Here is a 13,783-nt window from a genome sequence, read left to right on the forward strand (position 1 = left end):
GCTGTTGTCAAAGTCACAGTAATGCGCTTAGATTGAGAAACAAGCCTGATCTAAGCGCATTGAAACTCCTTTCAATCTAAGCGCATAAGTCCGGTCTTCTGCTACCTGGCGCACTTGGCGTCTGACCGAAGGGAACAACGATGATCCAAACCACTGCGGACACGCGTGTCCGCATCAGGAAGATCGCGGCGCTTGGCCTTGCTGCCGGGCTGCTGCTGACCGGCTGTGGCAGGGACAATGCGGCCACGAACACCACGGAAACCGGCAAGGCGATCGCCAGCGGTGCGGCTACCGGAACGATTAATCTTTGGGCCCAAGGGGATGAAGCAAAGCTGCTTCCCGGGCTCCTGAAGGACTTTGAGGCCGAAAACCCTGGTGTGACGGTCAACGTAACAGCTATCCCTTGGGATGCAGCACACAATAAGTACCAGACGGCCATTGCCGGAGGGACCACCCCGGACCTTGCCCAGATGGGCACCACCTGGATGACTGATTTCAGTGATGCCTTTGATCCCAAGCCTGCGGAGATTGATAGTTCCGGTTTCTTCCCGAGTTCTGTGAAGTCCACGCAGATCGGCGGCACGAGCCTGGGTGTGCCGTGGTTCGTCGACACCCGGGTCCTTTATTACCGAAAGGACCTCGCTGCCAAGGCAGGCTACCCCGAATTCCCTACGACGTGGGACGGCCTAACGGCGTTGGCAAAGGCCTTGAAGTCACAGGACGGGGTTAAATACGGGGTCCAACTTCCCGCGGGTGGCTCAGACTCCTTCCAGTCCATGCTTCCGTTCCTGTGGTCCAACGGCGCGCAGTTCATCAGCCAGGATAATTCGAAGTGGACTTTCGACACTCCGCAAATCGTGGACGCCCTGAAGTACTACCAGAGCTTCTTCACGGATGGGCTGGCCAACAAGGCCCCTGCAACAGGAGCCGGCGCCGCCGAGGCAGCCTTCGTCAACGGGGAAGCCCCGGTACTCATTGGAGGACCATCCGAGCTGGCCCAACTCGATCAGGCAGGCGGGCCGGGTTTCGGGGACAAGTACATGGTCTCGACCTTCCCCAAAAAGGTCACCGGCACATCCTTCATCGGCGGCTCGGATCTGGTGGTCTTCAAAGACGCGAAAAACAGGGACGGCGCATGGAAGCTCGCGCAGTGGCTTTCCAAGCCCGAAGTCCAGACCAAGTGGTACAAGACCTCCGGAAGCCTTCCCGCTTTGCAGGGCGCCTGGAAGGACCCAAGCCTGGCCGGAGACGCGAAGCTCTCCGTATTTGGTGAGCAGATGAAGGACACCAACTTCCCGCCGACCATCTCTACCTGGACACAGGTTTCGGCTGCGGCTGATACCCAGCTGGAACAGATCGTGAAGGCCGGCAAGGACCCCGCAGCGGCGATGAAGGACCTGCAGGCTACCGCAGACTCGATCGGTACAGGGAAGTAACCATGGCCGTCAGCACGGCAACGGGGCAGGCGGCCAGGACGTCCGCCGGCCTGCCCCGGACTCCGGAACATCGTAGTTCAGCCTCCCGAGGCCGCAGGAAGACCCTCGTCGCATGGCTGTTTGCCCTGCCGTTCGTCCTCATTTTCGGCTTCTTCATGCTGATGCCTTTACTCTCGTCGTTTGTGTTGTCATTCACGGACTTCACCAGCAAGGATGTCCGGAACCCGTTCGGCGTGGGCTTCGTCGGCCTGGACCAGTTTGCCGAGCTCTTCGGCAATCAGCAGTTCCTCCACTCCATGCTCAACACCGGTTACTTCGTGATCATCGGAATCCCGTTGACGATGGCTGCGGGCCTGGCTCTTGCGGTGGCGTTGAACAACGGAATCAGCCGCTTCCGGAGCGCCTTCAGGGTCGGCTTCTACACCCCGGTGGTTACGAGCATCGTCGCCATCGCCGTCGTGTGGAGATTCATTCTGCAACCGGACGGTCTGCTGAACATCGTGCTGGGCTGGGTGGGCATCGCGGGCCCGGACTGGCTGAACAGTACATCGTGGTCCATGCCGGCCATGATCCTGATGGCCGTTTGGCGCAACATGGGCACCCTGATGATCCTCTTCCTCGCCGGACTGCAGAACGTGCCCACCGAGGTTATGGAAGCGGCAGAGGTCGATGGCGCCAACGCCTGGCAGCGGTTCGTCCAGGTCACGCTGCCGATACTTCGCCCCACCCTGCTGCTGGGCGCGGTACTGCTATCTGTCGGGTTCCTGCAGTTCTTCGAAGAGCCGTTCGTGATGACCAAGGGCGGCCCCCTGGACTCCACGCTTTCGGTGAGCTATTTCACCTTCAACCAGTTCGGATTCGGCAAATACGGCTTGGCCTCCGCCGCCAGCTACATATTGTTCGTTGCCATAGCCCTGCTGAGCCTGATCCAGTTCCGCACCCTCCGCTCCAAAGACTGAAGCGAGAAGAACCATGACCGATACAAAGACGGCTCCCGCAGCTCGCCGCGCGCTCACACCCCGAAAAGGACATTCCGGCATCGGAAAACAGGCCTGGGTTTATGGCGGGCTGCTTCTCGCCGGAGCCGCGACCATACTGCCCTTTGTCTGGATGCTGCTGGGTTCCTTCAAAACTCAGGGGGAACTCCTGCGCCGGCCCGTTACCTGGTGGCCGCAGGAACCCACCTTGCAGAACTACGTGCGCTGGTTCACCGACCTGCACATCAACACCTTCTTCATGAACAGCATGACTGTCGCCGTCGTCACGGTCGTGGGAAACCTTCTGTTTTGTTCAATGGTGGGGTATGCCCTGGCCAAAATGGACTTCGCCGGGAAGAAAGTCCTGTTCCTGCTGGTAATGGTGACCCTTATGGTGCCAGGCGTTGTGACGTTCGTTCCGTTGTTTGTCATGGTCAGCAAGCTTGGCCTGGTCAACACATATCCGGCGCTGATCCTGCCGTTCCTGGTCTCGCCGATGGGCGTTTTCCTGATGCGGCAGTTCATGATGGGGATCCCGGACTCGCTGATCGAGGCTGCCAGGATTGATGGAGCCGGTGAGCTGCGGACCTTCACCCGGATCGTGATGCCCCTTTGTGGGCCGCCGCTGGCAACACTGGGAATCCTCACTTTCCTCGGATCCTGGAACAACTTCCTCTGGCCCCTTGTGGCCGCCCAGAGCGAGGACAAATACACTCTGCCCGTTGCTTTGTCGCTGTTCTCGACGGGTGCGAATGCAACTGACTACGGCCTGCTGCTGGCCGGCTCGGTACTGGTGATCGCACCCATCGTGGTCCTGTTCATCGCCTTGCAGCGGTTCTTCATCCAGGGCGTAGCGGCGACCGGAATCAAGTAAGCCCTTCGGCTTTCCCCGCCCATCCGGGGCTACCAGCGCAACGCGGTCTTCCCATCACACGCCCATTTCAAAGGAAACGGATGTCATATTCAATTCAACTGTTCACCCTCCGTCACGCGATGGAGACCGATCTTCCAGGCACCCTTGGCAGGGTCGCCGCGATCGGTTTCGCCCAGGTTGAGCCGTACGACTTCGTGGCCACGGCCAAGGAGTTGGGTGCTGCACTGGCGCAGAACGGCCTTTCGGCTCCTTCCGGCCACGCACCGCTGATGAGTCAGGACCACGACGAAATCTTCAAGGCTGCCAAGGAATTGGGCATCACCACGGTGATTGAACCCTTTCTGCCGGCGGAGCACTGGCAAAAGGAAGAGGAGATCCAGGCCACGGCCGCGAAACTCAATTCGGCGGCGAAGAAGGGCGCCGAGTACGGCATCCGCGTCGGCTATCACAACCACGAGTGGGAACTGCAGTCAATGATCGAGGGCCAGACGGCCCTTGAGTACTTTGCCGGGTTGCTGGATCCGGAGGTGGTCCTGGAGATCGACGTTTACTGGGCCGCTGTGGGAGGCCAGGATCCTGAGGCACTTCTGCGCCGCCTCGGTGACCGGGTGAAGTTCATCCATATCAAGGACGGGCCGATAACTGCCGATATTGGAGCTCAGCAACCCGCAGGCCAGGGCCGGATCGCGATCCTGGATGTTATTACGGCTGCCGGATCCCTCGAAGTGGGTGTCGTTGAGTTCGACGACTACGCAGGGGACATCTTCGACGGCATCACCGAAAGCCTGCGCTATCTGGAGAACGCAGCAGTGAACGCAGGAGGGCTGGCATGAGCGGCGTCGCCACCGGCCGCGGGCCGGTCGGCGTCGCTGTGATCGGCGCCGGAAACATTAGCAAACAGTACCTGGACAACCTCATGGTCTTCCCAGACCTGAAAGTCCACATAATCGCGGACCTCTTCGAGGAAGCCGCCCAGGCCCGTGCCAAGGAATACGGGATCCCCGAGTGGGGCGGGGTGGAGAAGGCCCTGAACCATCCCGACGTCGAGATCATCGTCAACCTCACCATCCCGGCAGCGCACGTGGAGGTGGCCGCCGCCGCCGTCAACGCCGGAAAGCACGTTTGGACCGAGAAGCCCTTCTCCCTGGACCGTGAGTCCGGGCTGGGCCTGCTCAAGACCGCGGACGCCGCCGGCATCCGGCTGGGTTGCGCGCCGGATACCTTCCTCGGCGCCGGGATCCAGACCGCGCTGCGGCTGATCCAGCGCGGGGACATCGGCACCCCGCTGACGGCGATGACCATGTTCCAGACCCCCGGCCCGGAGTCCTGGCACCCCAACCCGGCGTTCCTCTTCCAGCACGGTGCCGGTCCGTTGTTCGACATGGGCCCGTACTACCTCACTGCCCTGGTCCAGGCGTTTGGTTCCATCCGCAAGGTGGCCGCCGTCGGCTCCAAGGCCAAGGACGTCCGGGTGATCGGTTCCGGGCCCAAGGCCGGGCAGGAATTCACCGTCGAGGTGCCCACCCACGTCTCCGCCATAGCTCAATTCGACGGCGGGGCGTCGTCGCACAGTGTTTTCAGCTTTGAATCACCACGTGAACGGGCGGGCTTCGTGGAGATCACCGGTACGGAGGCCACCATTTCCCTTCCGGATCCCAACGAATTCGACGGCGATGTCCGTATCTGGAAGGCCGGGGACAAGGACTGGACGGTCATCCCGGCTACGGGCCCTGCAGACGGCCGCGGTCTGGGGGTGCTGGACATGGCCCGCTCGATTCGAGCAGGCGTTCCACACCGGGCTACCGGTGACCTGGCCTACCACGTGCTGGACATCATGGTTTCCATCAGTGAGTCCATCGACGCCGGCACGTTCGTCGACGTCGAAAGCTCAGCCCCGGCCTCCGCTGCACTCCCGGTGGACTGGGAACCGTCAGCCCAAACACTCCAGGAATCCCTACAATGACTTCCGCAGAACAAAATCCGCAGCAGGATCAGGGCCGCCCCCTTGGCGTGGCCCTGATCGGTTACGCCTTCATGGGCAAGGCGCACTCGAACGCCTGGCGGAACGTGGCGAGCTTCTTCGATGTCCCGGCCTTCGAGCAAAAAGTCCTCGTGGGCCGGGACGCCGGCGCCGTGGCCGAGGCCGCCGCCACGTATGGCTGGGCCGAGTCGGCCACGGACTGGCGCACCGTGATCACCCGGGACGACATCGACATCGTGGACATCTGCGCACCGGGCTGGATGCACGCCGAGATCGCCATCGCAGCGCTGGAGGCAGGCAAGCACGTGCTGGTGGAGAAGCCCCTGGCCAACACCCTGGCCGAGGCCGAACTCATGACCGCCGCGGCCGCCAAGGCCCGCGCCCGGGGAGTGCATTCGATGATCGGCTTCAACTACCGGCGCGTCCCGGCGCTGGCCCTGGCCAGGGAACTGATCGCCGAGGGACGCCTGGGCACCGTCCGGCACGTCCGCGCCGCCTACCTCCAGGACTGGCTCGCCGACGCCGAATCGCCCATGACCTGGCGCCTTCGAAACGAAACCGCAGGCTCCGGGGCGCTGGGGGACATCGCCTCCCACGCCATTGACCAGATCGGATACCTCACGGGGCAAACGGTTCTTGAAGCCTCGGGCGTGCTGAGGACCTTCGTGACCCAGCGCCCTAGTCCTGCCGGGTTGGAGGACGTCACGGTCGATGACGCGGCGTGGGCGACATTCTGGCTCACCGGCGACATGGGAGCCTCTGTCGAAGCGTCACGGGTGGCGACCGGTCAGAAGAACAGCCTCCAGATCGAGGTCTACGGCAGCGCAGGGGCCCTGACGTTCAATCTTGAAAGCCTGAATGAGCTGAATTTCCTGGACGCTACTGTCCCCGTTCGCGAGCAAGGTTTCCGCAGGATCGTGGTCAACGAACCCGAGCACCCCTACCTGGAGGCGTGGTGGCCGCAAGGCCACATCATCGGCTGGGAACACACCTTCACCCACCAGATCCGCGACTTCCTCCTGGCCATCAGGGACGGAACCCAGCCTTCGCCGTCGTTCGAAGAAGGACTGCAGGTCCAACGGGTCCTGGGCGCCGTCGAAGAGTCAGCCAACAACAAAAGCACCATAACCCCTGTCCATCATTCCGTCGTGACAAGGTCAGCGTCACAGATAACAGGAGCCTGACATGCCCGGCCCCTTCACCCTGTTCACCGGCCAGTGGGCCGACCTGCCCTTCGAAGAAGTCGCCAAGCTGGCCTCCGGCTGGGGCTACGACGGCCTGGAAATCGCCGTCTCCGGCGACCACCTGGACGCCTGGCGCTGGGACGAACCCGGCTACGTCGACTCCAAACTCGGGATCCTGGACAAGTACAACCTCAAAGTCTGGGCCATCTCCAACCACCTCAAAGGCCAGGCCGTCTGCGATGACCCCATCGACTTCCGCCACCAGGCCATCGTCGGCGCCAAAGTCTGGGGCGACGGCGACCCCGAAGGCGTCCGCCAACGCGCCGCCGAGGAAATGAAACACACCGCCCGGCTCGCCAAAGCGCTCGGCGTGGACACCGTCGTCGGGTTCACCGGCTCCGCCATCTGGCAGTACGTGGCCATGTTCCCGCCCGTCCCGGAAAAAGTCATCGACGCCGGCTACCAGGACTTCGCCGACCGCTGGAACCCCATCCTGGACGTCTTCGACGAACAMGGCGTCCGGTTCGCCCACGAAGTCCACCCCTCCGAGATCGCCTACGACTACTGGACCACSSWCCGCACCCTCGAAGCCATCGGCCACCGCGAAGCCTTCGGCCTGAACTGGGACCCCTCGCACATGATGTGGCAGGGCATCGACCCCGTCTCCTTCATCTGGGACTTCAAGGACCGGATCTACCACGTGGACTGCAAAGATACCAAGATCCGCCAGACCGGACGGAACACCGTGATGGGCTCCCACCTACCCTGGGGCGACCCCCGCCGCGGCTGGGACTTCGTCTCCGCCGGACGCGGCGACGTGCCCTGGGAAGCCTCCTTCCGCGCCCTGGCCGCCATCGGCTACAACGGCCCCATCAGCATCGAATGGGAAGACGCCGGCATGGACCGCCTCCACGGCGCCCCCGAAGCCCTCGCCAACCTCAAAAAGTACGACTTCCCCGCCTCCCGAACCAGCTTCGACGCCGCCTTCAGCAGCGGAAACTAACGCCGCATGCAGGAAGGCAGAAGGCCCACCACGGTTCATGGCCACAATGAACCGCACGCTACAGGCCGGGCAACGCTCCTGCGTGTTCAGACGGAGTCCTCCCTCAGAACAACGTCGTACGCCTCCACACGCCGGTCCGCTACAGTGGTGGGCGATTCCAGGTGGACCGCTCCGGAGGGCAGGATGCCCGCCCCGCCGTAGCGTTCCATGACCTGCCACTGCGCAACGACATCCTCGCCGGCATGCTCGGCAGGGAGACTGCTCCAGAAACGGAACCCGCCGGCGTCGTCCAAGGCCTCCCGGCGGTACAGTACGCAGCCGCCCAGCCAGGCCACATGGTACGGCACCCACTGGCCGGGCTGGAGCTGCAGTTCGGCGCTGAGGTGGGTGACGTTGGCAGCACTGTGCAGGGGCCACCGCTCGAAGCCCGGGGCACCCGGACGGATGCGCTCGGGGGTTACCGGGCCATCCCAGACCTCGAAGGTGGATGCCTGTTCGGGCCTGCGGTCAGCGAGGAAGGACAGTCCCTGCGGCGCCATCCCCACAAAACCGCGCCGCAACTCGTCAAGGGCCTGGCTCAGCAGCTCCAGGGCACCCGGCTCCAGCCAGACGTCGTCGTCCAGGAAGAGTCACCGCTCCGCAGTGGACTGGTCCAGCAGGAACTGGCGGTGTTCCGCCAGCCCGCGCCGCGGCAGGTGCCGGAGCAACCTGACGGGACGGCCCTGCGCCTCCAGCACCCGCACCATCGCCGCGGCAGCCGGGTTTTCCCAGGCAGGCTGGCCCGCCGATTGGTCGCTGATGACGACAGCGAAGGCCCGTTCGGACTGGGCGGCAAGTCCGGCGAGGGAGACGGCCAGCTCGGCCGGCCGGTTGCAGGTGGGCACGAGGACGTCCACCGCCATCTTGTCCGGGCTTGACTGGGGGCGCGGTGCGCCGGGGGGAACGATAAAGGCCCCCGCTTCCGCCGCCGGGAGGGCAGCGGAAGCGGGGGCCTGCGGCTCACGGCGCCTTATCCGGCGTCGAAGCTCTCGTCGTCGTCATTGGGCGATTTTTCCTGCGGGAGGTCGTTTCCGCTGCCGTCCGGGAGGCCGGTGGCTTCCTGGCCGGATTCCGATGAAACCGGCGCCGACCCCTGGGAATCGTCATTCGACTCATCGATCTCGGCGGCACTGGACGGGAGATCCATATCGTGGGGGACGGGTTCCTTGCCCGATCCGTGTTGCGGCTCGTTGGTGTCTGCCCCCGCGGACGACGTGCCGCCGCCGGACTCCTGGCCCTGCGTGCCGGCCGCTTCCTGCTCGGCAGTGGGGGTGCCGTAGCCGCCCGGGGCCGTCTCGGGTTCAGCCTGCTGGTTTTCCTGCGTCATGCTTCCTCCTGTTGTGCCAACTGCGGGTAATAATCAGCAAACTTATCAAATATGGGTGCAAGTGCAACGGGCAGCCTTGTTTCTGGGTATGGGAGGAGTAGAAAGAAGACCTGGGCCTTGGCCCGAGAGGAAGGAGGGCCGGTGTCCGACGTGGAGGACTACACGGGCCGGACGGGACGCAATGAGACCCGCGAGGAACAGCTTGACCGCAACTGGGCGGAACTCCTGCAGGAGCTTCGGGTGCTCCAGACCGGGGTGCAGATCCTGGCCGGCTTCCTGCTGACGCTGCCGTTCCAGCAGCGCTTTGAAAAGTTGGATGGCTGGGAGGTGGGCCTCTACTTGGCCAACGTCGTGGTGGCCGCCCTGACCACCGCCTTCATCCTCCTCCCGGTCAGCGTGCACCGCAGGCTCTTCCGGAAGCGGCTGAAGGAAACACTGGTGTCCAGCGCGGACACCATCACCAAAATCGCCCTCGGCGGCATCGCCCTGCTCAGCGCGGGAACCGCCGCCCTCGTCTTCGACGTCGCAGCCGGCCGTTCGGCCGGAGTCACCGCCGGCGGAGCCTTGCTGGGAGTCATGGTGGTGCTGCTGGTGTTCGTTCCGCTCCGACTCAACAAACAGGCCTCGGGGAAGGCCTCCGCGGCCCTTCCCGGCAAGGAGTAGCAAATGCGCAAGTGGGCTAAAGAACATGGACTGCTGCTGGCCAACCTGGGTTGCTTCCTGGTGTTCTTCGTGGGAATGATCCTCTCCGGGGCCGCGTCCTACAGCGAGGACCAGCAGGCCCATGGCCAGCCGGCCGCCTCAGTCCTTCAGTTCCTGGGCACCGGAGCCTTCGTGGAGGCCACCTTCGAGAACTGGGAATCGGAGTTCCTGCAAATGGCCATGTATGTGGTCCTGACAGTGTTCCTGTTCCAGAAGGGCTCCTCTGAGTCGAAGCCGATGGGAAGGAAGTCGCCCCAGGACGAAGACCCGGGGCATGCCAGGATCAGCAAGGCGTCACCATGGCCGGTACGGCGCGGCGGAGCCGTCCTCAAGCTGTACGAACACTCCCTGTCGATCCTGCTGTTCGGACTTTTCCTTGCCTCGTTCACACTGCATGCCGCCGGCGGCGTGGCCGATTACAACCAGGACCAGCAAGCCCACGGCCAGCCCGACATCACCTTCCTGCAGTATCTGGGTACCAGCCGCTTCTGGTTTGAGTCCTTCCAGAACTGGCAAAGCGAGTTCCTGGCGGTCGGAGTCCTGGTGGGCGCGTCGGTCTATCTCCGCGAGAAGGGGTCCCCGGAATCGAAGCCCGTCGCAGAACCGCACTACGAGACCGGGGCCTGACGCCCCGGTCCGGTCAGGCGCCCTCGAGGACCTGGCTTGTTGCCCAGGTGAGGTATTTGCCGGCGTTGGCGACGGCGTCGTCCGGGCCCGACGCGACATCGAGCAACTGCGCCGCGGCAACCACGCCGTGGCCGGCGAGGTCTTCGAGGGTCACCAGGATCCGGCCGGCCACCACGATCACCGGGATCCCGCGCTCCCGGGCTGCGTCCGCGAGCGCAATCGGCGCCTTGCCGGTCAGCGACTGCGAGTCCATGGACCCTTCACCGGTGATCACCAGGTCCGCGCTGTCCAGCTGGCCGGCCAGGCCGGTCAGGCCGGCCACCAGCGCGAAGCCGCCTTCCAGCGTGGCGTTGGTGAAGGCAAGGAACGACGCCGGGAAGCCGCCGGCAGCGCCGGCGCCGGGGACGTTGACGTCCCGGCCCGTCACTTCCCGAAGGATTGACGCCCAGTTGCGCAGGCCGGCGTCGAGCAGTTCCGCGGCGTCCTGGTCCGCACCTTTCTGGGGACCGAAGACGTGTGCGGCACCGGATGGGCCGTAGAGCGGGTTGCGGACGTCCACGGCGATCCGGAAGGTGGTGGCGGCGAGCCTCGGGTCCAGCCCGGACGTGTCCAGTGATACGACGTCGGCCAGGGAGCCGCCGCCGAGGGGCACCACATTCCCGGCAGCATCAAGGGGCTTTAATCCCAGGGCGCGGAGGGCGCCGCTCCCGCCGTCGGTCATTGCCGAACCGCCCAGGCCCAGCACGATCTCGGTTGCGCCTGCGTCCAGGGCGGCGGCGATGAGCTGGCCGCAGCCGTAGCTGTGGGCGCGCAGGGCGTTCGCCGGGGTCGGTTCCATGTCGGCCAGACCGGACGCCTGTGCCGTCTCGATCACTGCCGTGACCTTGCCGCCAGCCGCTTTGTGGATGGCCCAGGCGGCGCCGACGGGGGCCAGGATCGGCCCCACCACGGCATTAAGCCGCTCCTCATACCCGGCCGCCACCGCGGCTTCCAAGGTCCCCTCCCCGCCGTCGGCGATGGGGAATTGGGTGGCCACGGCGTCCGGATACACGCGCAGCGCCCCTTCGGCGATGGCGGCGGCCGCTTCTGCCGCCGTGAGGGACCCCTTGAACTTGTCCGGAGCAATAAGAATGCGCATGCGATCCATCTTGCCAGCTGGATCCCGGAAAGCGCTTGCCGTTCCCGTAATGCGGACGCACCGGGGCGGGCGGGACCCTGCTGCCTATCCGTCGCGCCAGTCGTTGCCGCTGAGGTGGGAACCGGCCTGCGGACCCATCTGCAGCATTCCCCCGTCCACCACCCAGGCCGCGCCGGTCACATAGCTGGAGGCAGGCGAGGCGAGGAACGCAATGACGTCAGCGATCTCCCGCGCATGTCCGGGCCTGCCGAGCGGCACGCCCGGCCGACTGATCGTCGTCGGATCCCGATCCTCCTGCCCCGTCATGGGCGTGGCGATCTCGCCCGGGGCCACCGTATTGGCCGTGATGCCGTACTGGCCCAGCTCCAGAGCCAACGTCTTCATCAAGCCGCCCAGGCCGTGCTTCGACGCGTCGTAGGCGGAGGAGCCAACGCGGGGCTGGAACTCATGGACGCTGGACACGGCAATCAGGCGGCCGCCACTGCCGGCCTTGACCATGCGCCGGGCCGCTGCCTGCAGGCAGACGAACGCGCCGTTGAGGTTGGTGTCCAGGATCCGCATCCAGTCGTCAATCCCCATGTCAAGGAACTTGGTATTTGCCCCGGTGCCGGCATTGTTCACGAAGACGTCCAGGCCACCCAGCTCCCCGGCGAGGTCGTCTATGACGCCGGCGGCGGCCCCGAGTTCCATGGTGTCCAGTTGCCGGACCACAGCCTTTTGCCCGAGGCTTCGGATTTCCTCGGCAGTACCCTCCGCACCCGCCTTGTCCGTATGCCAGGTGACGCCAACATCCATCCCGGCGCGGGCGAGCGCCACCGCGGTGGCCTTGCCAATCCCGGAGTCGGAGGCGGTAACGATGGCAGCGGAGGGCGTGAAATTGCTGGTGTCCGGCATGGCGGGCCCTTCTTCGGTGTCAGGCGGAGCGGCAGGTCAGGTGGGGCGGTGGTCAGGCGGGTCGGCGGAGTTCGGGCTCGTAGGGCCCGTCGGTGGCGCCGGAGGGCCCGTGCGCCCCTTCCTCAAGGCCGGGCAGCGCATCCGGTACGGCCATCAACGGCACGGCGAAGGTCACTACGGGCCGGCCGCCGTCGTCCGCGGACCTGACGGTCAGGCTTCTGGTGCCAGGCGGCACCGACGGGGTAAACACCTGCAGGTTGCGGGTACCGATGGTGGCCGAATCCTGCAAGGTGTATTCGGTTCCAAAGTGGTCCTGGAGCGTGAGCCGGGGCTCGGGGACACTGTCCGAGGGGAGGTGGATGTTGACCACCAGCCCGGATGCCCACACCTCCACGGACAGGATGGTGAATTCGGTGGCCTGGGTGACGTGCCGCCCGTAGGTGGGGGGCAGCAACAGCCTGCGGAGCGCCCCGGACGGAATGAACTTATGGGTGCCGTTGCCTTTGTCCCGTGCCACAGCCGGTTTCCTTTCCTGGGGCCCGATTGATAAGTCTACTTACCATGGAGCCTCCGGATCCGCTCCCTGTCAAGGACCCGAGTGGGTACCGTGTGGATGGCTTGCGGGGATGCGGGCAAGCCTGCGGCAACATGCGGAAAAGGCAGGGACCTGCTACCGCCGCGGACGGACCACAGCGTAGTATCCGGGCACCCGGTCCTGTCCGGGGACGCCTGTCACGGGGTTGGTTTCGATGGCAACGTGGCCGTCCTCAAGGAGTTCCCAGTCCAACGTCGGGAAGGCCCGTTCGCGTTCTTCGGGACCGAAGTGTCCGGGCATCGGCAGCCCGCGGATGGCCAGTTCCAGCGGCGCCGGGATGCCGCGGGCGGTGGCGCCCAGGTGCGTCACGTACTCCACCGGATTCCCATGGAAATTGGTTTCCGCCATAAAGACGGTGCCGCGGCGCCCGGCAAGGGTCCGCAGGTTTTCCACGAGCGCCTTTTGATGGGTGGCGTCAAGGACGTGCAGGACTCCCCGGATGAAGACATTGGCACCATCAACATCCGCGTGGATGGACGCGGCGAGGGCAGCGCCGGCACCCGGCGCCGTCATATCGTGTGCTTCAAAAACGGGGTTGGCGCTTCCTTCGGACTGCCGCCGCGCAATGTCCACCGCGTGCGGCGAGACATCCACGCCGACAACCTGCGGGAAGACCCCGGCGAGCGCCCGGGTGAAACTGCCGTGGCCGCACCCGGCGTCCACGACGGGGCAGGCCGGGTCCAGGTACCGCAGCAGGTTGTCCTTGTAGCCGAGGAATTCGTGGTCGCTGCCGGAATCCCATAGGACCTCGCCTCCCGCGCCCGTGGCGGTGATGCCGGCCCAATACTGGTCCCACGCCTTGTGCCGGTCCTTCGGAGCGCTCCGCGACAACCTGACGAGCCTGGGGATCATCAGGTACTTCCGCCAGGCGGAGGACGTTGGTTTAGTTCGGGATGACACGGCTCAAATATATGTTCCCGCCCCCGCAGGCGGCGCACCTTCCGTTACATTACGGCGCGCCCCGGCCATACGGCGGGCCGTTGGGGCGCGGGAAGGCTGTAGTGGC

The 13,783-nt window shown here is 64.9% G+C and carries 16 protein-coding genes; 9 read left to right on the forward strand and 7 right to left on the reverse strand.

What is annotated here, in order from left to right; translation table 11 throughout:
- The first annotated feature begins 140 nt into the window (after nt 1-140).
- The 7 genes from AB4Y79_RS17200 to AB4Y79_RS17230 all read left to right on the forward strand — a co-directional run bounded on the left by AB4Y79_RS17200 (nt 141) and on the right by AB4Y79_RS17230 (nt 7,455).
- Entirely contained in the window at nt 141-1,436 is a 1,296-nt protein-coding gene (locus tag AB4Y79_RS17200) for a sugar ABC transporter substrate-binding protein (protein ID WP_441864290.1), read from the forward strand.
- A 2-nt stretch (nt 1,437-1,438) separates the two neighbouring features.
- A complete protein-coding gene (locus AB4Y79_RS17205) occupies nt 1,439-2,395 on the forward strand; it encodes a carbohydrate ABC transporter permease (protein WP_441864292.1) in 957 nt (318 codons plus the stop codon).
- Between the two features lie 13 nt (nt 2,396-2,408).
- Complete coding sequence (locus tag AB4Y79_RS17210; RefSeq protein WP_441864295.1) at nt 2,409-3,287, forward strand: carbohydrate ABC transporter permease; 879 nt, start codon at nt 2,409-2,411, stop codon at nt 3,285-3,287.
- Between the two features lie 80 nt (nt 3,288-3,367).
- A complete protein-coding gene (locus AB4Y79_RS17215) occupies nt 3,368-4,120 on the forward strand; it encodes a sugar phosphate isomerase/epimerase family protein (RefSeq protein ID WP_441864298.1) in 753 nt (250 codons plus the stop codon).
- Nucleotides 4,117-5,250 carry a Gfo/Idh/MocA family protein gene (locus tag AB4Y79_RS17220; protein ID WP_441864300.1) on the forward strand — a complete coding sequence of 378 codons (1,134 nt, stop codon included), beginning with the start codon at nt 4,117-4,119 and terminating at the stop codon, nt 5,248-5,250. The genes AB4Y79_RS17215 and AB4Y79_RS17220 overlap by 4 nt, the downstream gene beginning before the upstream one ends.
- Nucleotides 5,247-6,452, forward strand: coding sequence for a Gfo/Idh/MocA family protein (locus AB4Y79_RS17225; protein WP_441864303.1), 1,206 nt, complete (start codon nt 5,247-5,249; stop codon nt 6,450-6,452). The genes AB4Y79_RS17220 and AB4Y79_RS17225 overlap by 4 nt, the downstream gene beginning before the upstream one ends.
- Before the next feature lies 1 nt (nt 6,453).
- On the forward strand, nt 6,454-7,455 hold the full coding sequence (locus AB4Y79_RS17230; RefSeq protein ID WP_441864306.1) for a sugar phosphate isomerase/epimerase family protein: 1,002 nt from the start codon (nt 6,454-6,456) through the stop codon (nt 7,453-7,455).
- A gap of 86 nt (nt 7,456-7,541) precedes the next feature.
- Here the strand turns inward: AB4Y79_RS17230 and AB4Y79_RS17235 are convergent, their stop codons facing one another.
- From AB4Y79_RS17235 to AB4Y79_RS17245, 3 genes are all read right to left on the reverse strand, one after another.
- Complete coding sequence (locus tag AB4Y79_RS17235; RefSeq protein WP_441864308.1) at nt 7,542-7,994, reverse strand: hypothetical protein; 453 nt, start codon at nt 7,992-7,994, stop codon at nt 7,542-7,544.
- A gap of 90 nt (nt 7,995-8,084) precedes the next feature.
- On the reverse strand, nt 8,085-8,339 hold the full coding sequence (locus tag AB4Y79_RS17240; RefSeq protein ID WP_441864311.1) for a hypothetical protein: 255 nt from the start codon (nt 8,337-8,339) through the stop codon (nt 8,085-8,087).
- 125 nt (nt 8,340-8,464) lie between these two features.
- The gene (locus AB4Y79_RS17245) at nt 8,465-8,821 is read right to left on the reverse strand and encodes a hypothetical protein (RefSeq protein ID WP_441864314.1); all 357 of its coding nucleotides are present in this window, start codon (nt 8,819-8,821) and stop codon (nt 8,465-8,467) included.
- Nucleotides 8,822-8,962: 141 nt separating this feature from the next.
- On the opposite strand from AB4Y79_RS17245, the gene AB4Y79_RS17250 reads away from it, so the two are divergent.
- Nucleotides 8,963-9,484, forward strand: coding sequence for a DUF6328 family protein (locus tag AB4Y79_RS17250; RefSeq protein WP_441864317.1), 522 nt, complete (start codon nt 8,963-8,965; stop codon nt 9,482-9,484).
- Nucleotides 9,485-9,487: 3 nt separating this feature from the next.
- Nucleotides 9,488-10,150, forward strand: a complete 663-nt coding sequence (locus AB4Y79_RS17255) for a DUF6766 family protein (RefSeq protein WP_441864320.1) — start codon at nt 9,488-9,490, stop codon at nt 10,148-10,150.
- Between the two features lie 13 nt (nt 10,151-10,163).
- Here the strand turns inward: AB4Y79_RS17255 and AB4Y79_RS17260 are convergent, their stop codons facing one another.
- The 4 genes from AB4Y79_RS17260 to AB4Y79_RS17275 form a co-directional block, all read right to left on the reverse strand.
- The gene (locus AB4Y79_RS17260) at nt 10,164-11,288 is read right to left on the reverse strand and encodes a glycerate kinase (protein ID WP_441864323.1); all 1,125 of its coding nucleotides are present in this window, start codon (nt 11,286-11,288) and stop codon (nt 10,164-10,166) included.
- 84 nt (nt 11,289-11,372) lie between these two features.
- Nucleotides 11,373-12,182, reverse strand: a complete 810-nt coding sequence (locus AB4Y79_RS17265; protein WP_441864326.1) for an SDR family oxidoreductase — start codon at nt 12,180-12,182, stop codon at nt 11,373-11,375.
- Between the two features lie 52 nt (nt 12,183-12,234).
- Complete coding sequence (locus AB4Y79_RS17270) at nt 12,235-12,699, reverse strand: hypothetical protein (RefSeq protein WP_441864329.1); 465 nt, start codon at nt 12,697-12,699, stop codon at nt 12,235-12,237.
- 153 nt (nt 12,700-12,852) lie between these two features.
- Nucleotides 12,853-13,629, reverse strand: coding sequence for a class I SAM-dependent methyltransferase (locus AB4Y79_RS17275; protein ID WP_441864448.1), 777 nt, complete (start codon nt 13,627-13,629; stop codon nt 12,853-12,855).
- Nucleotides 13,630-13,783 lie beyond the last annotated feature (154 nt).

Source organism: Pseudarthrobacter sp. YAF2 (assembly GCF_052113345.1).
Lineage (GTDB): Bacteria > Actinomycetota > Actinomycetes > Actinomycetales > Micrococcaceae > Arthrobacter.